Here is an 18,170-nt window from a genome sequence, read left to right as displayed (position 1 = left end):
CCATGGTCCGGGGCGTGGCGCAGTCTGGTAGCGCACCTGTTTTGGGTACAGGGGGTCGTGAGTTCGAATCTCGCCGCCCCGACCATCTCCTCATAGCGTGATTCTCTGCCTGTCGTGGCCCGAGGCGGCGGTTGACCGTGGCGTTTCTGCATCTGGTGGGAATGCTGCGTTTGCACACCAGATGTGGTGTGCACAGTCGCCTCGATCCGCGCCCCAAGGGCGCGAAATTGCGTGCTGCGCATCCTAAAATACCGTGCAATAAGCACTTTTTCGGATCGACCGGGCGCGCGCGACGATCTGGACCGGTGCGATGAATCACCTGCGGTCCGGGCCCGGTCCTGTGGACAAGTCCGGTCAATCGAATTTTTCCGGAAACATCGTAAAATTTCCGTTGACCGTCTGGACCCGAATACGTCAGGTTGTGTGGGCGGGTCAGTAAGCCACAAGATATAGTGGCAGAAAGCCGGACAGGGACAGACACCACCAAGATTTTCCCGAAGTTCACGGGACAACGCGTTGCGGCACATGGTGCGGGCAGGGCAGGGGTTTCTTTTCTCTCCGGTTCGCCACCCTGCAGGGCGCTCTGGGGCGTTCGGAGACTGGAAAAGCTGAATATGGGGCAGCGATAATGAAGATTGAAAGAAAATTCACCAAGTCGGGTCAGGATGCCTATGCCGAGCTGGAGTTCGTCACCACCAGCTCAGAGATTCGCAACCCCGACGGTACCACCGTATTCAAGCTCGATTCGGTCGAGGTGCCCGCAGGCTGGAGCCAGGTCGCCAGCGACGTCATCGCGCAGAAATATTTCCGCAAGGCCGGCGTGCCGGTCGAACTGAAGAAGGTCAAGGAAAGCGGCGTGCCCGAGTTCCTCTGGCGCTCGGTTCCGGCCTCGGACAAAACAGAGAAGACCGGCGAAACCTCGGCCAAGCAGGTCTTCGACCGTCTCGCCGGCGCCTGGGCTTACTGGGGCTGGAAGGGGGGCTATTTCTCTACCGAGAACGACGCCCGCGCCTATTATGACGAGATGCGCTACATGCTGGCCCGCCAGATGGCAGCGCCGAACAGCCCCCAGTGGTTCAACACCGGCCTGCACTGGGCGTATGGCATCGATGGCCCCAGCCAGGGTCACTACTACGTGGATTTTGAAACGGGCGAACTAACCAAGTCGAGCAGCGCCTATGAGCACCCGCAGCCCCATGCGTGTTTCATCCAGTCGGTCAAGGATGACCTTGTCGGCGACGGTGGCATCATGGATCTGTGGGTGCGAGAGGCCCGTCTTTTCAAATACGGATCGGGAACCGGCACGAACTTCTCCTCCCTGCGTGCCGAAGGGGAAGCCCTGTCGGGCGGCGGCAAGTCGAGCGGCCTGATGGGCTTCCTCAAGATCGGCGACCGCGCTGCCGGCGCGATCAAATCGGGCGGCACCACGCGCCGCGCGGCCAAGATGGTGATCTGTGATGTCGACCACCCCGATATCGAACAGTTCATCAACTGGAAGGTCATCGAGGAACAGAAAGTGGCGTCGATCGTCGCCGGTTCCAAGATGCACGAGCAAAAGCTGAACGAGATCTTTGCCGCCATCCGCGTCTGGGACGGCAGCAGCGAAGACGCCGTCGACCCCAAGAAGAACGAGCAGCTTCGCGATGCCATCCGGGGCGCGAAAAAGGCCGCGATCCCCGAAACTTACGTCAAACGCGTGCTGGACTACGCGCGTCAGGGCTATGACAGCATCGAATTCCCGACCTACGACACCGACTGGGATTCCGACGCCTATGCCAGCGTCTCGGGCCAGAATTCGAACAACTCGATCCGCGTCACCGATGCCTTCCTCGAGGCTGTGCGCAACGATGACGACTGGGCGCTCCTCAATCGCACCAACGGCTCGGTCGCCAAGACGATCAAGGCGCGCGATCTGTGGGAAGACGTGGGTCACGCCGCCTGGGCCTGCGCCGATCCCGGCATTCAGTACCACGACACCGTCAACGCCTGGCACACCTGCCCGGAAGATGGCGAGATCCGCGGCTCGAACCCGTGCTCGGAATACATGTTCCTTGATGACACGGCCTGCAATCTCGCGTCGATGAACCTGCTGCGCTTCTACGACGGCGAGCGGTTCGACGCGGATGCCTATATTCACGCCACGCGCCTCTGGACCGTGACGCTGGAAATCTCCGTGCTGATGGCTCAGTTCCCGTCCAAGGAAATCGCGCAGCTCAGCTACGAGTTTCGCACCCTGGGCCTCGGCTACGCCAATATCGGCGGCCTCCTGATGAACATGGGGCTCGGCTATGACAGCGACGAGGGCCGCGCGATGTGCGGTGCGCTCACCGCGGTCATGACCGGCGTCGCCTACGCCACCTCGGCCGAGATGGCCAAGGAACTCGGCGCGTTCAAAGGCTACGAGCGCAACAAGAACCACATGCTGCGCGTCATGCGCAACCACCGCAACGCCGCATACGGCGCGACCGAAGGCTACGACAAGCTGGCGGTGAAGCCGGTACCGCTCGATCTGGCCAACGTGCCCGACACACGGCTGGGTGAACTGGCAATGGCCAGCTGGGACGAGGCGCTGAAGCTGGGTGAAAAGCACGGCTACCGCAACGCGCAGTCCACCGTCATTGCCCCCACCGGCACCATCGGTCTTGTGATGGACTGCGACACCACCGGGATCGAGCCCGACTTCGCGCTTGTGAAGTTCAAAAAGCTTGCCGGCGGCGGCTACTTCAAGATCATCAACCAGTCGGTGCCCGCCGCCCTTGAAAAGCTGGGCTATGGCAGCGCGCAGATCGAAGAGATCGTCGCTTACGCCGTGGGTCACGGCACCATCGGCAACGCGCCGGGCGTGAACCACACCTCGCTGGCCGGTCACGGCTTCGGCCCCAACGAACTGCAGAAGATCGACGCCGCCGTGGGCAGCGCCTTCGACATCCGCTTCGTCTTCAACCAGTGGACCCTGGGCGAGGAGTTCTGCCGCAACGTGCTGGGCATCCCGACCGAAAAGCTGAACGATCCAACCTTCGATCTGCTGGCCTCGCTGGGCTATTCCAAGGCCGATATCGACGCCGCGAACGACCATGTCTGCGGGACCATGACGCTCGAAGGGGCGCCGCATCTTGACCCGGCGCATTACCACGTCTTCGACTGCGCCAACCCCTGCGGCAAGAAGGGCAAGCGCTTCCTGTCGGTCAACAGCCACATCACCATGATGGCCGCGGCGCAAAGCTTCATCTCGGGCGCGATCTCCAAGACGATCAACATGCCCAACGACGCCACGATCGAGGACTGCCAGAAGGCTTACGAACTCAGCTGGTCTCTCGGGGTGAAGGCCAACGCGCTCTACCGCGACGGCTCCAAGCTGAGCCAGCCGCTCGCCTCGGCCCTTGTCGAGGATGATGACGAGGCCGCCGAGATCCTCGAAAGCGGCTCGGCACAGGAAAAAGCCGCCGTGCTCGCCGAGAAGATCGTGGAAAAGGTGGTGGTCAAGGAGGTCATCAAGGCAAGCCACCGCGAAAAGATGCCCGAGCGCCGCAAAGGGTACACGCAAAAGGCCATCGTCGGCGGGCACAAGGTCTACCTGCGCACCGGCGAATATCAGGACGGCTCGCTGGGCGAGATCTTCATCGACATGCACAAGGAAGGCGCGGGCTTCCGCGCGATGATGAACAACTTCGCCATCGCCGTCTCGGTCGGGCTTCAGTACGGCGTGCCGCTCGAGGAATTCGTCGACGCCTTCACCTTCACCAAGTTCGAACCGGCAGGGATGGTGCAGGGCAACGATTCGATCAAGAACGCGACGTCGATCCTCGACTACATCTTCCGCGAACTGGCGGTCAGCTACCTCGACCGCACCGATCTGGCGCATGTGAAGCCCGAGGGCCACAGCTTCGATGATCTCGGTCGCGGCGAAGAGGAAGGCGTGAGCAACATCAAGGAGATCTCGGGCGAATCCGCCTCGCGGTCGCTGGAAGTGCTCAAGCAGATCAGCTCCACCGGCTACCTGCGCAAGCGCCTGCCTCAGGAACTGGTGGTGCTGCAGGGCGGTCAGGCGCTGGCCACCGGCACCGACCCCGAGGTCGCGCTGCAGACACTGGTGCCGGAAACCACCTCGGCCACGATCACCATGGCCTCGGCCACCGTCTCCACCAGCATGGACGCGGCCACCAAGGCCAAGATGCAGGGCTACGAGGGCGAAGCCTGCGGCGAGTGCGGCAACTACACGCTGGTGCGCAACGGCACCTGCATGAAGTGCAACACCTGCGGCGGCACCTCGGGCTGCAGCTAAGGAAAAGCGCCCCGCCGGGGCGTCAGGGGACGGCCCATCCCGGGCCGCCCCGACGAGACAGACCAACAGCGTAAACTTTTACGCAAGGTCTAAAGACTAGGGTGGGGGCAGACTATCGCTCTGACCCATCCTGACACGGGGCGGGTGCGCTCGCCCCTGACGACGCTCAGGCCGCAGGCAGAAACCGGGCGGTATAAATAGTGAGCTTGAGCGGCGAAACTCTGACCGGGGGGCCATCGTGCCCCCCGTTTTTCTGTTGCCGGACCCCGTGGCTTGCGGCAAGACCGGCCCATGACCGGCGACACCCCCACGCTTTCCGTCTGTATCCCCGCCTACGACATGGGCGGGCAGGGCGGTGATTTCCTCGCCGCCTCGTTGAACCGGATTGCGTCGCAAACCCTGCAGGGGATCGAGGTCGTCGTCTCCGATCAGTCCGACACCGACGCCGTGGCACAGGTTTGCGATAGCTTTCAGGACCGGCTGACGCTGCGCCGGGTTGATTACCGAAACGGCCCGCGACAGGCCTCGGCCAATACCAACAACGCCCTGCGGCATGCGCAGGGAAGGGTGCTCAAGATCCTGTTCCAGGACGATCTTTTGGCGCGCGACGACGCGCTCGCGCTCACCGAAGCGGCCTTTGACGACCCCGGCACCCGCTGGTGCCTCTGCGGCTCGGCCACGACGCCGGATGGGCAGCGCGCCGACAACCCGATGGTGCCGCGTCTCACTCCGGCCATGCGCTTTGGCCGCAACACCGTCAGCAGCCCCTCGGTTCTGGCCATGCGCGCCGACGACTTGCGTCTTTTCGACGAAAACCTCATCTGGCTCATGGATGTCGAGATGTATCACCGGCTCAACACAGAGCTCGGACCGCCCGCGATCCTGCCGGAAACGCTGGTGCTCAACCGGCTGCATCCCGGTCAGGTCAGCGCGGGCGTGCGCCCCGATCTGCGCCGCCGCGAACTGGCTTACATACGAGGCAAGACGCGGGCCGGAGAGTCGTGGGCCGATTGGTGGGAATACCACCGGCAGCGGCTGAAGGCCCGGTGAGGCGACAGGAGCGGCGCGGCATCAAGGCCGCAGGCCGCCGCGCCATCGCCAGACCGCCCCCCGGACTGGCGATTGTTTGACGTAGGGGCTTATTTCTCAGGTTTTGCGGTCTTTTGGACATAAAGTGCATTGCACCAAGGATGGGTTGCCATCCCGCGGTCTCGCGATGGCGCGGCTCACTCGTACCCCGTCATCTCCAAGTATCCACGCCCGGTATGGCTCCCGGTCACTGTCACCGGCCCTTCCCAATAGGGCGGCGTCACCTCCATCCAGGCCTGCGCGTTGATCGCCCGCACAGTCACATCCACTCCACGTCCCGGAACCTCGACCCGCCACTCGGTCGGCACCTCACGCCCGGCCACCTCGCTGCCCGCCAGCGGCGTTGCCTGCAACGCGCCATCGGGTAGGGCGGTCGTTTGCCCATCCGGCTCGATCCACGTGCCCGAGGCATAGCTCGTCCCGTCGCTCTGGCGCAGCTCGAAGGCCATCAGCTTCGTGCCATCCTCAAAGCTGAGCGAGAACCAGTCCCACCCGTCCTGATCGGCGGCCAGCGGCTGCGACGACCATTCCCGGTCAAGCCACGCATTGCCCGTCACTGCGACCTCGCCCCCGGGCAGGGTCAGCGTGCCTTCGAGCGCATAGAACGGCTGCGAGTAATAGTAACTCGCCTGTCCCGCCTCCGATTTCACCGAAAACCCATCTTCGCCGTGAAACACCAGCGGCCCCTCCGCCGACAGCTCCACATCATAGGCGAACTCGGCCCCCCGCGCCGTCAGCGTCACCTCGTCGAACGTCTCGCCCGCCATCCGCCAGTCGTCTATCCACGCTTCAAAAGGTGCGACAGTGACGCCCGCCTGACCGATCCCGCCCCGGGCAAACCGCTCGGCGCTCAGGTGTGTTTCCGGCGTGGTGACAGCGGCGTGACCCAGCCAGATCTGCGGGCTCTCCCAGCCTTCACGCTCCTCCGGCTCCAGCGCCGATCGGAACAGCGTCCATTGCAACCCGTACGGCGTGCCGTCGGGACCCGTCATATTGGCCGTCAGGTACCACCACTCGATCCGGTAAGCGGGGTGCGGGCCGTGATCGGCGGGAAAGTCGAACACCGGATCGGGGGCGGGCGTGGCAAAGCCCTCGGCCTCGGTGCCCATCCCGGCAAAGCCCTGCGCGACCGCGGGCAGCGGCATCAGGGCCAACAGGATCGCAAAAATCCTAGCGTTCATGGGCAAAGACTTTCAGCAGGTCCGCCGGCGGCGTCCGCGCCAACCGCCGCGCGGGCCACGCGGCAGCCAGAAGCGCGGCCAGAAGTGCCAGCCCCGACAGCCGCAGGTAATCGAGCGGAAAGAGATACATCGGCAAGCGCCAGCCGAAGGCCTCGACATTCACCAGCGCCAGAAGCACCCAAGCCAGCGCCAGCCCGAGGGGCAGAGCCAGCACAAGCGTCAGCGCCGCCAGCAAGATCGCCCGCAAAAGCTCCAGCCGGCCCAGTTCGGCCCGTGTCAGCCCCAATGCCCAGGCCGGTGCCAGCTGCGGCAACCGCAGATTGGCGAGCGTCAAAAGGCTCATCAGCATGGCGAACCCCGCCACCGCCAGCGTCAGCACGTTCAGCGCGCCAGTGACGGTAAAGGTCCGCTCGAAGACCTGCAGCGACAGCCGCTTGATCCCCGCCTGGTCGATGATCTGCCCCTCGCTAAGACCGAACCGCTCGGTAAGTGCCGCGCGAATCGCGTCCGGATCCCCGGTGCGCAACCCGAAGCGCACCGATCGGACCTCGGGGTAAAGATCGCGAAAGAGCGTTTCGCCAACGATCGCCTGCCCGACGGGATTTCCGTAATCGCCGAAGACCCCCGCGATGGGGAGCGCCAAGCCCTCGGCCACCCGCAGCGTATCGCCGGGCCACAGATCCGCGCGCCGTGCCAGCTGTTCGTTGACGATCACCGCCTCGCCCCGCGCCACGCGCGGCCAGGGCTCGGGCCCTGCCTGAAGGAACCGCCAGTTCTCGGTGTAGGTCGGGCCGATCCGCGCGCCGTAAAGCGAGGCCGGCAGCCCCGCCAGCGTCGTGTCGACCGAAAGGATCGGCAACACCGCCTCGACCTGCGGCGCAAGAAAGGCCTGCATCTCGGCGCTCTCCTCTGGCGTGGCGGGGCTCACGTAAAGCTCGGCCGCCAGCCTTTGATCGAGAAAGGCCGTAAAGGTCAGCCGGAAACTCGACACCATGGTCGACACGCCCACATTGGCCGCGATCGCCAGAAGAAGCGCCATCAGCGCCAGGCTCAGCCCCGGCAATTGCTGTCGCGTGTCGGCCCAGAACCATTCCCACCGCATGCTGCGCGCCCCCCGCGTCCCCAGCGCCAGCACCCGGTCGAGGATCGCCGGCAGCGCCAGCGCCGCCCCGATCAACAACAGACCGAGGCAAAGAAAGCTCAGGATCAGACCCTCGGCCAGCCACACCAAGGCCAACGCCGCCAGCAGGAACACCGCCGCTCCCGCGGCCTGCCAGCGCCGCGCGCGCCCCGCCGTCATCGCCCAGGCCCGGGCGCCCGCGCTTGCCAGCAGGGGCATCCGCGCAATTCGCCAGAGCGCCCCCGACGCCGCCAACGCGGTGCCCAAAAGCGCGATCGCGAGGCCCGACAGCCACCAGGACGGGCGCAACTGCAGATCGCCCGAGATCGACGCGCCGTAAAGCCCGCGCAACGTCGCCGCCACATCCGGCAAAAGCGTCGCCGCCACGACATAGCCCAGCACCACCCCCAGACTGCCCGCGACCAGCGCGATCACCACCAGTTCCAGCGCCAGAAGCGCGATCAGGCGGCGCAACGGCATACCAAGCGCGCGCAGGCTGCGCACAAGCCCACGCCGCTGTTCAAAGGCAAGGCCAATCGCCCCATGCACGATGAAAATCCCGACCGCAAAGCTCAAAAGGCCGAAGGCGGTCAGGTTGAGGTGAAAACTGTCGGTGAGCCGCCCCACATCCGATCCCTGTCCGGCTGGCTGTCGACGCAGATCTGGCGCGACGCTGTCAATCGGCGGCAGCCCCACCGCCTGCTTCGGCAGGACGATCAGCCGCGACAGCTGGCCGGGCCGGTCCAGCAGCCGCTGCGCCGCGCCGATATCGGCCAGCGCCGTCCCAGGGGCCAGCCTGCGCGCCGCAACGACCGCGTTCGGCACTGACGCGCGCAAAGCGTCCGCGATGCCGGGATGGGCAAAGACTGTGTCGGCGCGCATGAACGCCGCAAGCCCCGCGCTCCCGGTGCCCGTGTCGTCCTGCGGCACAAGCCCTGCAGGCGCGGTCAGCGGATCAAGCCCGATAAGCCGCACGCGGCCCTCTGGCACGGAGAGTTGTCCTTCCAGCACCGGGGCCACCTGCCAGCCCGCGCGCCGCAACGCGATGTAGATCTCCTGGTCGAACCGTGCGCCCGCGCGCGGCAAAAGCTGATCGTAGCGCCCTTCGCCAAGACTCGCCGCGGCGGCGTCATAGCTTGCCCGCGCCTCGGCATTGATCGCCTGCACGCCCGACCACAGCCCCGTCGCCAGCGCAAGACCGATGATCAGCGTGAAAAGCTGCAGCGGATTGCGCCGCCAATGCGACCAGAGCGCGGCCAGCCCGGCGCGTGTCATGAAATCCGTCCCTGGCTGAGATGCAGACGCCGGTCCATCCGCGCCGCCAGGGTCGTGGAATGCGTCACCATCATCAGAGCAGCCCCGGTGTTGGCAACAAGGCGCAGAAGTTCGTCCAGAACCGCCCCGGCGGTGGCCTCGTCCAGATTGCCCGTGGGCTCGTCGGCCAGGACAAGACGCGGGCGCACCGCCAGCGTGCGCGCGATGGCCACCCGCTGCTGCTGTCCGCCCGACAGTTGCTCGGGGTATTTGCCAAGCTGCTCGGTCAGCCCAAGTGCCTCGGCCAGCGCCCGGTCACGCTCGGGGTCGTGCCGGCCCGCCATGCGCGCCTGAAAGGCGATATTGGCCGCCACACTCAGCGACGGGATCAGGTTGAATTGCTGAAACACCACGCCGACGGTGCCGCGGCGCAAATTCGCCCGCCCCGCGTCGTCCAGTTCGGTCACCTCCTGACCGTTAAGCCGGATCGTCCCGCCATCCGCGGTGTCGAGCCCCGCCACGAGATGCAGAAGCGTGCTCTTGCCGGACCCCGACTCGCCCGTCAGCGCCAGCGTCTTGCCGGCGGCAAGCTCCATATCCACGCCGCGCAGCACCGGCACCGGGCCGTCTGCCGTATCGAAGGATTTTTTGAGGGATCTGAGTTCGAGTAACATGTCTGTCTTTTCCACGCCTCAACCTATGGCGTCGCGCCGCGATGGAAAGCGGGAAATCAGGGAAAAACGCCGCAGCTGCACCGGCAGGAGCGTCTCTGTGTCGCGGCTGGCGCCTTCGGCGCGGACATCGTCGCGAACCGGCCTAACTCGCTGGACAACGAAGCCAATGAGGGTGACATGGCACAAAGTTCGACGACCGCTCCGCTTCTGCCGGGCATTGATGACACGACCGCACCCCGCGAAACCGCGCCGACTCGTGAGGGTGGGTTGGCCCGGCTCGACGGGTTCGCGCCGCGCGCGGGCAAAAGTTACGCCAGCGCGCGCAACTACGATTTCGGCCCGGGCCGGCACGAATATGTCTCCACGCTCTCGCCCTGGATCCGCCACCGCCTGATCGCCGAAGACGAGGTCCTGCGCGCCACGCTGGCGCGCCACGCGCCCTCCACAGCCGAGAAATTCGTGCAGGAGGTGTTCTGGCGCGGATACTTTAAGGGCTGGCTCGAACACCGTCCCAGCGTCTGGCAGGATTACCGCAGCGATCTCGACGATCTCTTCGCGGCGCTCGACGACGACGCGGGCCTTGCCGAGGACTACCGCGCCGCAATCGAGGGCCGCACCGGAATCGACGCCTTCGATCACTGGGCGCAGGAACTGGTCGAGACAGGTTATCTGCACAACCACGCCCGCATGTGGTTCGCCTCGATCTGGATCTTCACGCTTGGCCTGCCCTGGCAGCTAGGGGCGGATTTCTTCCTGCGTCACTTGATGGACGGCGATCCGGCCTCCAACACGCTCAGCTGGCGCTGGGTCGGCGGGTTGCACACCAAGGGCAAAGCCTATCAGGCGCGCGCGTCCAATATCGCCAAGTATACCGATGGACGGTTTCATCCCGGCCACGCGCTCGCCTCGAAGATCGAACCGCTCGAGGATGAGGCCGAGCATCCCAAACAGTCCTTGCCGACTGCCGACCGGCTGCCAGACCGTCCGTTTCTGCTGCTTGTGACCGAAGAGGATTGCAGCCCCGAAACCTGGCTGTCGACCGCGCCCATCGCCGGTCTCGCGCTCGGTGCAACGGCGCGGCGGTCTCCGCGCGAGATCGGGCAAAAGGCCCGCGCCTTCGCCGACGCCGCCCTTGGGGATGCCGCCGCGCGCGTGGCAAAGCACTATGGTGTTTCCGTGCCGGTCGCATCGGGCGACTGGACCGAGGCGCTGATCTCGGCGGCGCGCAAGGCCGGCGTGCAAAGCATCGTCACCGCCTATCCGCCCGTCGGGCCGGTCGCCGAGGCGCTTGCCGAAGCTGAGGGGACGCTCGGGCAGGCGGGTCTCGATCTGTGCCGCGTCCGCCGGCGCTATGACGATCTCGTCTGGCCGCACGCCACCCGCGGCTTTTTCGCCCTCAAGAAGAAGATCCCGTCGATCCTGCGCGATCTGGGTCTCTCAGGCTGACGCCGTGCCCAGCCTTGCGGCCTCGCGCGCCAGCGCTTCGATCTCGTCCCAGCGGCCCGCCGCCATAAGCTCGACAGGCGCCACCCAGCTTCCGCCTGCGCAAAGCACATTGGGTAACGCAAGGTAGCTCGCCGCGTTGGCTGCGCTGACCCCGCCCGTGGGGCAGAGTGCCACCTGCGGCAAAGGCGCACCAAGCGCCTTCAGCGCCGGCGCGCCGCCCGAGGCCTCGGCGGGAAAGAATTTCTGCACCGCATAGCCTCGCTCCAAAAGCCGCATCGCCTCGGTCGCCGTCGCCGCCCCCGGCAAAAGCGGCAGATCCGCCGCTTCGCACGCGTCTAAAAGCCGGTCGGTCGCGCCGGGTGACACCCCAAAAGTGGCGCCCGCGCTTTTCGCGGCGGCCACGTCCTGCGGCGTGATAAGCGTGCCCGCGCCCACCTCCGCGCCGGGCACGCCGGCCATCGTGCTGATCGCGTCAAGCGCCACCGGCGTGCGCAGCGTGACCTCCAGCGCCGGCAGGCCCCCGGCCACCAGCGCCTCGGCCAGCGGGCGCGCATGGGCCAGGTCATGGATCACCAGCACCGGCACGATCGGCGCCAGCCTGCAGATCTCGGCGGTGCGGTGGCTTGCCTCCTGCGGGGTCATGCGCCGCCCCCGAAAATCGACGCACCTGAATCCGCCGCGCCCACGGCCTGGCGGAACGTCGCAAACAACTCCCGGCCAAGCCCGAATTCATTGCCGCTCAGGTCCGGCTCGGGCAGGGGGCGGTCCTCCCAGCCCTCGGTCAGGATCTGCAGGACACCGGCCTGCGCGTCCACCCGGATCACGTCGCCGTCGCGCAGCCGCGCAATCGGCCCGCCGTCCTTGGCCTCGGGGCAGACATGGATCGCCGCGGGCACCTTGCCCGACGCCCCCGACATCCGCCCATCCGTCACCAGCGCCACTTTCTGACCACGCCCCTGCAGGATCGACAGGATCGGCGTGAGGCTGTGCAACTCCGGCATCCCGTTGGCCTTCGGCCCCTGATAGCGCACCACGACCACCAGATCGCCCTCCAGCTCCCCGGCCTTGAAGGCCGCCTTGACCGCGTCCTGATCCGAGAACACCCGCGCGGGCGCCTCGACCAGCCGGCGCTCGGGCGCCACGGCCGAGACCTTCATCACCGCCGTACCCAGCGACCCCGCCATCCGCGACAGCCCGCCGGTGGGCTGGAACGGGTCCGCGACAGGCCGAAGGATCTTGTCGTTAAGGCTCTCGCGTGTCCCCTCGCGCCACACCACGCCATCGCCCTCCAGCACCGGTTCCTTGGTGTAAAGCCCGAGACCCTGACCACCGACCGTCATCGTATCGTCATGCAAAAGGCCCGCCGACAGAAGCTCGCCGATCATATAGCCGAGGCCGCCCGCCGCATGGAAATGGTTCACATCCGCCAGCCCGTTGGGATAGACCCGCGCCAGCAGCGGCGTCACCGAAGAAAGCTCCGAGAAATCCTTCCAATCGAGGATGATCCCGCCCGCCCGCGCCATCGCCACAAGGTGGATAAGCAGGTTCGTCGACCCCCCGGTCGCATTCAGCCCCACGATCCCGTTCACAAAGGCCTTCTCGTCAAGGATGTCGCAGACCGGGCGATAGTCATTTCCCAGATCACTCAGGCTCAGCGCGCGCTTGGCGCCTTCCACCGTCAGCGCGTCGCGCAGGGGTGTGTTCGGGTTGACGAAACTTGCCCCGGGCAGGTGCAGCCCCATGAACTCCATCAGCATCTGGTTGGTGTTCGCGGTGCCGTAAAACGTGCAGGTGCCCGGTCCGTGATAGGCGGCCATCTCGGCTTCCATCAAGGCCTCGCGCCCCACTTCCCCGGCGGCGAATTGCTGGCGGACCTTGGCCTTCTCCTCGTTGCCAAGCCCGCTTTCCATCGGGCCTGCGGGCAGAAAGACGATGGGCAGATGCCCAAAGGCCTGCGCGGCGATCACCAGCCCCGGCACGATCTTGTCGCAGACCCCAAGAAACACGGCGGCGTCAAAGGTGTTGTGGCTCATCGCGACCGAGGTCGCGAGTGCGATCACGTCTCGCGAGAAAAGCGACAATTCCATGCCCGGCTCGCCTTGGGTCACCCCGTCGCACATCGCCGGTACCCCGCCTGCGACCTGCGCCGTGCCACCCGCCTCGCGCGCGGCGCGGCGGATGAGATCGGGAAACCGCTCGAAGGGCTGATGCGCCGACAGCATGTCATTATAGGCCGTGACGATGCCGAGATTGCCCGCGCTGCCCTTGGCAAGCGCCTCCTTGTCCTCGCCCATCGCGGCATAGGCATGCGCCTGCCCGCTGCACGACAGATGCCCGCGCGCCGGCCCCTTGTCTCGCGCCGCCTTCATACGCTCCAGATAGGCCTGACGGGCGGGCTTGCTTCGCTCGATGATATTCTCGGTAACGCGCGCAACGGTGGGGTTCAGCGGCATGATCGCAATGCTCCTCTTCCATCCCAGTCTTACAGGCAAGACCCCAGAGAACCAATGCCCTGCACCGGCCCGCACAGCACCCGAAGCGTTATCTGCCGCTTCGCTAGGCAGGTTGCCGGGCTTTTGTCCGCCAGAGCGCCCCGACCAGTGCGACAGCAACCGCTGCGGCAGGCGGCAACGCGGCCCAGCCGGAAAGAACCCAAAGCGTCACGGCACTTTGCAAAAGCCAGAGCGCGGGGATCAGCATCAGCCCAAACCGCCACCGTGCAGACCGCAGGCACAAAGCCAGACCAAGCGTCGCCACGGCGACCGGATCTGGCGCGGTCCCGAACACTTCAGCTTGTACGAATGGTCTTCCGAAAACCGGTGCCAGCACTGGCCACAGGCACGCCCCGGAAATGAGGAGTAGGCCCGTACGACTGAACCAAGTTTCAGTCCTTGCCGCGGCCGCGCACAGCAAGAGCACAGCCTCAACCGCAAAGAACGGCGCGAGATACGGCATGCCCAAATGCACCGGCGCATAAATTTGCCAGACAAAAAGCAGCCCGCTTGCGGCCCATGAGACGGACAACAAAACCAGCATCGCGCGCTGTGCATGCCTCGGTCTACGATAGAGCAGAACCAGTCCTGCCAGCACCGCGGTCGTCGCGGCGAGGGGCCACAGCCATATCGCCTCGTTCAGCCGTTCGAACAGCCGCCAATACACGCGCTCCGAAAAAAGCAGGAAATCCGACGCTCTGTAGGACAGCCAGTCGGCCATTACAGCGATTGGAAATGCGCCACGATCTCCCGGCGCTGCGCGGCGTCGGGCAGGGGGCCACGCCCTGCAACCTTGTTTTCGCGCACATGCTCCACCCGCGTCGTCGCGGGGATCGCAATCGTGACGCCCGGATGCGACAGCACGAATTTCAGCAAGAGCTGCGCCCAGTTGTCCGCGCCAAGCTCTGCCGCTACGCCGGGCAGCGGCGCGCCCTCCAGCCGCCGCGGCAGCGCCCCGCGCTCAAAGGGTCTGTTGGCGATCACCGAGATGCCCTTTTCCCGCGCCAGCGGCAAAAGCCGTGCTTCGGCGTCGCGATTGGCCAGATTGTAGGTCAGCTGCACGAAATCAAGCGGGTAGTCCTTCATGATCCGCTCCATCTCCCGGTGGCGGCGACCATGCGAGGTGGTGATGCCCACATGCCCCAGCTGCCCAGCGGCCTTCATTTCGAAAAGCGTGTCCAAATGTCCGCGCCATTCCACAAGATTATGCACCTGCAATAGCTCGAACCGGGTCACGCCCCATTTGTCTCGGGTCGCGCCAATCTGCTCCGGCCCGTCTGCCATGGACCCGGTCCAGACCTTGTCGGTCGCAAAAACCGCGTCGCGCCGCCCAAGCTGTTCCAGCGCGTGCCCGATTGTGTCCTGAGACGAGCCATACATCGGAGAGCTGTCGATCATCCCGCCCCCTTCGTCGAGGAAAGCGGCAATCACCTCGGTCGAGGCGCGCAGCAACTCCGGGTCGTTGCCCACGTTGAAGGTAATCCAGCTGCCAAGCCCGACTGCGGGCACTTTCACGCCGGTCGACGGGATCGTGCGCAAGGTAGGATCGGTGGCCGCGTTGAGCGTCGTCGCGGGAAGGGCGGCAAAGGCAAGCCCGGAGGTGATAAGATGGCGTCGGGTGAGGGTCATGGGCGCTCACGAATTTTGTACAAATTGGACTTTGCGTAAATATAGTCTGTACAAAATGTAGCAAAACAACCTGTGCGGGGGTGTCGCAGAGATGAAGACGATCCATACCTCGGAGCGGCGCGTGGCCAACATCGGCGACCTTGATCTCTTCAAGCCCTTCGACGCCGAATCCGAACCCGGCACGAGCTTTCTCAAGCTCAATCCAGACCAGCCGAAAGATGTCGGATTCTATGTCTACCGCATGGCGCCCGGGGCGCGCTCTACCCCGCATCGCCACGGCGGCGCCGAGGAATTTCTTATACTGGACGGGGAGTTAATCGACAATGATGGCACGGTATACCGGCAAGGCGACATGGTTTGGCTCGCCGCCGGGACCGAGCACAGTTCCTATACCGAGACCGGTTGTTTGATCGCCGTCTATGCCGAGGGTCCTGAAACCGCGCTTCCAGGCTGAACCTTGGGTTAGGCGGCGTCGCGTGCGCCCGTCAATCGCGCGCGGGTATCCCGCCACAGCTTCGGCAAACCCGCCAACTCCTGCCGTACCCGTCGCGTATCCCCTTGATATAACGCATCTTCTAGCTGTCCAAGCCGTTCTTGCAACCGGCTTGCTCCGAAGGTGGCAGCGGAACCTGCGAACTTGTGGACCCGCGAAATGTCCACCTCAGAAGGTTTACCCATCTCCTTCTGCAACCCGTCGACAAACCGGTCACCCTCTTCCGTAAACCGCGCCAGAAGCGCCTCCAGCGTCGTGGCTGGCAGCGTGTCGCGCAGCTGCTCCATCACCCGGGCATCGACCGTGTGCGAGTTGGCTGGTGGGACCCCGCCAATTCGCCCGGCCAGAACATTGCGCAGCACGGTCCGGCGAAGCGGCTTTGCCAGTATAGCTTCGATATTCAAATCATTGATTTCCTGATAATTTTCGGTCTGAATATGCGCGGTCAGGAAGATCAGTCGCGCCGCCTGGGCTGGTCCGGGTCGGGTCCGGATGCGGCGGGCGGTCTCCAGACCGTCAAGTCCAGGCATACGGATATCCATGAGGATAAGGTCGAACCGGGCGTCCTGCGTCAGCCGCAGTGCCTCCTCGCCGCTCCTCGCCTCGCTAACCCGGTGTCCGTCCTTGAGCAGCATTTGCGTGGCCACAAAGCGGTTTGCGTCGTTATCCTCCACGACGAGAACCCGCAAAGGGGGAACATCGCCGCCGGTCGGGCTTGGCGCCGGCGCGCGCACTGAGTTTTCGGACGCCACATCGAGGGGAAGGCGCACCCAAAAGAGACTGCCTTCGCCCTCGATGCTTTCCACGCCTACGCGGCCGCCCATGGCTTGAACCAGCGTCCGCACGATACCAAGCCCCAAGCCGCTGCCGGGAACGTCCCCGCCCGCGATATTGCCCGCGCGTACGAAGTCGTTGAAAATGTGCGGTAAATCTTCATCCGGAATTCCGCGCCCGGTATCGGCGACCTGTACCTCGACCCAAGGCTGCGCAGGCTCGGGCCGGGTCGCTTCGACCGTGACCTGACCGCCATCGGTGAACTTGACCGCGTTCGAAAGAAGGTTGACGAGAACCTGAAGCACGCGCGCCCGGTCGCCCTCCACAAGACCGAGCGGGCCGTCGGGGATACGCAGTTCGATCTGCGTGTCGCGCGCCCCGGCTTGCGCAATCAACCCTGAAATGGCTTCTTCCAAGAGCGCATCCAGATCGAAAACGCCTCGATCGAGCGTCACCCGCCCGTTGCCTGCCTGGGTCAGGTCGAGCGCGTCATTGATTTGCGTGAGCAGTTGCTGACCGGCGCTTTGCAGGATCCGTAGGTAGCGACGCTGTTCGACGTTGAGAACGGTCTCGTCCAGAAGATCCACCACGCCCAGAATGCCGTTGAGCGGGGTCCGCATTTCGTGGCTGATCATGCCGAGAAACCGCGCTTGCGCCTGCTCTCCGGCCAAAGCCCGGTCGCGCGCTGCCTCGATTTCCTTTTGTGCTGCAAGCCTTTGCGAGATGTCGCGCAGATAGCAGACGCAGACTTCGCGCCCCGACTGATACGCAAGCGCCGCGGACATCTCGACCGGAAAGAGCAGGCCATCGGCCCGACGGGCCAATACCTTCGCGCAGCGGTTCGGCCCGTTGCGACAGGCCTCGATCAGCCGCGCGCCGCTGACCGGTTCGGTCGTGCCTGCGTCATTGCGGCGCAAAAGCACGTCCGTAATCGGCTTGCGCTGGCCATCTGGTCCGGAAAGGGCAAAGGCCACATCCGCGGCCGCGTTGGCTTCGATGATACGGCTATCGGGATCAATGACGACGATATGGTCGAGCGATGTATTGAGGATCGTGCTAAGCCGATTGAGCGTGGTGCGATTTTCCAGCGCCCGTTGCCGATAGCGCCTGAAGAGTGTCCAGAGCTGGAAGGAAAGCGCGACAAGCGCCGCGATCAGCAGCAGGCTGATCACCGCAAGCTGAAGAAGGGTTCGGGCCAGCGCCGCGCGTTCCGCTTCCGACCGTTCGGCCGCGATGCCGAGCGAAGCCCATGAAATGCTCTGGATCGTCTCGGACAATGGGGCAATTCCCGCAAGCAGAGCGTCCCTCGCCGGTCTCAGCACGTCATCAGGCTGATCGACCAGCGCGGTCATTTCATCCAGTGACGTCCGGATTGACCGGAGATCTTGGGCCATCCCAGAATTGGACAGGGCCCCTGTGTAAAGCGGGCTCGCCAAAAGCGTGTTGACCCGATTGTAGAAGGCATCGAAGCGGCGGCGGAAGGTGTCCGTTGCGGTCGGATCGGCGTTATTCAGGTTCTCCGCCGCACTCTGAAGTTTGACATGTTCAACTTCCAGCCGGGAGATCGTGAACTGCATATTGTCGCTACGCGCCGCGGTAAGATCGTCCAGCCGGAAGTAGACCTGTAAGGTCAGAAACGCGCAGCCCAGTAGAAACACGGCCGCAAGGCCTGTCAAAATCGACAGAACGAAAGGGCGTCGCGAGAAGCGTTTGAAACGAAAGCGGGACAGCATGAC

12 protein-coding genes and 1 tRNA gene are annotated in these 18,170 nt (G+C 64.9%); 5 read left to right on the top strand and 8 right to left on the bottom strand.

Annotated elements, in window-relative coordinates; genetic code table 11:
• The first annotated feature begins 8 nt into the window (after positions 1-8).
• The 3 genes from EZV60_RS09680 (at position 9) to EZV60_RS09670 (ending at position 5,332) form a co-directional block, all read left to right on the top strand.
• Positions 9-85: transfer RNA gene (locus EZV60_RS09680), tRNA-Pro, on the top strand.
• Positions 86-628: 543 nt separating this feature from the next.
• On the top strand, positions 629-4,282 hold the full coding sequence (locus EZV60_RS09675; RefSeq protein ID WP_135504890.1) for a vitamin B12-dependent ribonucleotide reductase: 3,654 nt from the start codon (positions 629-631) through the stop codon (positions 4,280-4,282).
• Between the two features lie 291 nt (positions 4,283-4,573).
• Positions 4,574-5,332 (top strand): glycosyltransferase family 2 protein, encoded by a 759-nt coding sequence (locus EZV60_RS09670; protein ID WP_135504888.1) that lies wholly within the window; start codon positions 4,574-4,576, stop codon positions 5,330-5,332.
• A 176-nt stretch (positions 5,333-5,508) separates the two neighbouring features.
• Here the strand turns inward: EZV60_RS09670 and EZV60_RS09665 are convergent, their stop codons facing one another.
• From EZV60_RS09665 to EZV60_RS09655, 3 genes are read right to left on the bottom strand one after another with little or no spacing between them, the layout of a single operon-like run.
• Positions 5,509-6,552: a lipocalin-like domain-containing protein gene (locus tag EZV60_RS09665; RefSeq protein ID WP_135504886.1), complete on the bottom strand. Its 1,044-nt coding sequence runs from the start codon at positions 6,550-6,552 to the stop codon at positions 5,509-5,511.
• Positions 6,542-8,947: an ABC transporter permease gene (locus EZV60_RS09660; RefSeq protein ID WP_135504884.1), complete on the bottom strand. Its 2,406-nt coding sequence runs from the start codon at positions 8,945-8,947 to the stop codon at positions 6,542-6,544. The genes EZV60_RS09665 and EZV60_RS09660 overlap by 11 nt, the downstream gene beginning before the upstream one ends.
• Positions 8,944-9,600 carry an ABC transporter ATP-binding protein gene (locus EZV60_RS09655; RefSeq protein WP_135504882.1) on the bottom strand — a complete coding sequence of 219 codons (657 nt, stop codon included), beginning with the start codon at positions 9,598-9,600 and terminating at the stop codon, positions 8,944-8,946. The genes EZV60_RS09660 and EZV60_RS09655 overlap by 4 nt, the downstream gene beginning before the upstream one ends.
• Positions 9,601-9,777: 177 nt before the next feature.
• Here EZV60_RS09655 and EZV60_RS09650 point away from each other — a divergent pair, with 177 nt between their 5' ends.
• On the top strand, positions 9,778-11,046 hold the full coding sequence (locus EZV60_RS09650) for an FAD-binding domain-containing protein (protein WP_135504880.1): 1,269 nt from the start codon (positions 9,778-9,780) through the stop codon (positions 11,044-11,046).
• Here EZV60_RS09650 and eda read toward each other — a convergent pair.
• The 4 genes from eda to EZV60_RS09630 form a co-directional block, all read right to left on the bottom strand.
• On the bottom strand, positions 11,038-11,688 hold the full coding sequence (eda, locus tag EZV60_RS09645; RefSeq protein WP_135504878.1) for a bifunctional 4-hydroxy-2-oxoglutarate aldolase/2-dehydro-3-deoxy-phosphogluconate aldolase: 651 nt from the start codon (positions 11,686-11,688) through the stop codon (positions 11,038-11,040). The genes EZV60_RS09650 and eda overlap by 9 nt on opposite strands.
• Entirely contained in the window at positions 11,685-13,499 is a 1,815-nt protein-coding gene (edd, locus tag EZV60_RS09640) for a phosphogluconate dehydratase (protein WP_135504876.1), read from the bottom strand. The genes eda and edd overlap by 4 nt, the downstream gene beginning before the upstream one ends.
• A 103-nt stretch (positions 13,500-13,602) precedes the next feature.
• Complete coding sequence (locus EZV60_RS09635) at positions 13,603-14,259, bottom strand: DUF6064 family protein (protein WP_135504874.1); 657 nt, start codon at positions 14,257-14,259, stop codon at positions 13,603-13,605.
• A complete protein-coding gene (locus EZV60_RS09630; RefSeq protein WP_135504872.1) occupies positions 14,259-15,167 on the bottom strand; it encodes an aldo/keto reductase in 909 nt (302 codons plus the stop codon). The genes EZV60_RS09635 and EZV60_RS09630 overlap by 1 nt, the downstream gene beginning before the upstream one ends.
• Before the next feature lie 91 nt (positions 15,168-15,258).
• Here EZV60_RS09630 and EZV60_RS09625 point away from each other — a divergent pair, with 91 nt between their 5' ends.
• Positions 15,259-15,621, top strand: coding sequence for a cupin domain-containing protein (locus tag EZV60_RS09625; protein ID WP_135504870.1), 363 nt, complete (start codon positions 15,259-15,261; stop codon positions 15,619-15,621).
• Positions 15,622-15,629: 8 nt separating this feature from the next.
• Here EZV60_RS09625 and EZV60_RS09620 read toward each other — a convergent pair whose 3' ends face one another.
• The gene (locus tag EZV60_RS09620) at positions 15,630-18,167 is read right to left on the bottom strand and encodes an ATP-binding protein (protein WP_135504868.1); all 2,538 of its coding nucleotides are present in this window, start codon (positions 18,165-18,167) and stop codon (positions 15,630-15,632) included.
• Positions 18,168-18,170 lie beyond the last annotated feature (3 nt).

The sequence above is a fragment of the Roseovarius aestuariivivens genome (assembly GCF_004761875.1).
In the GTDB taxonomy this organism is placed as follows: Bacteria; Pseudomonadota; Alphaproteobacteria; order Rhodobacterales; family Rhodobacteraceae; genus Roseovarius; species Roseovarius aestuariivivens.
This window is presented reverse-complemented; position numbering and strand designations above follow the sequence as displayed.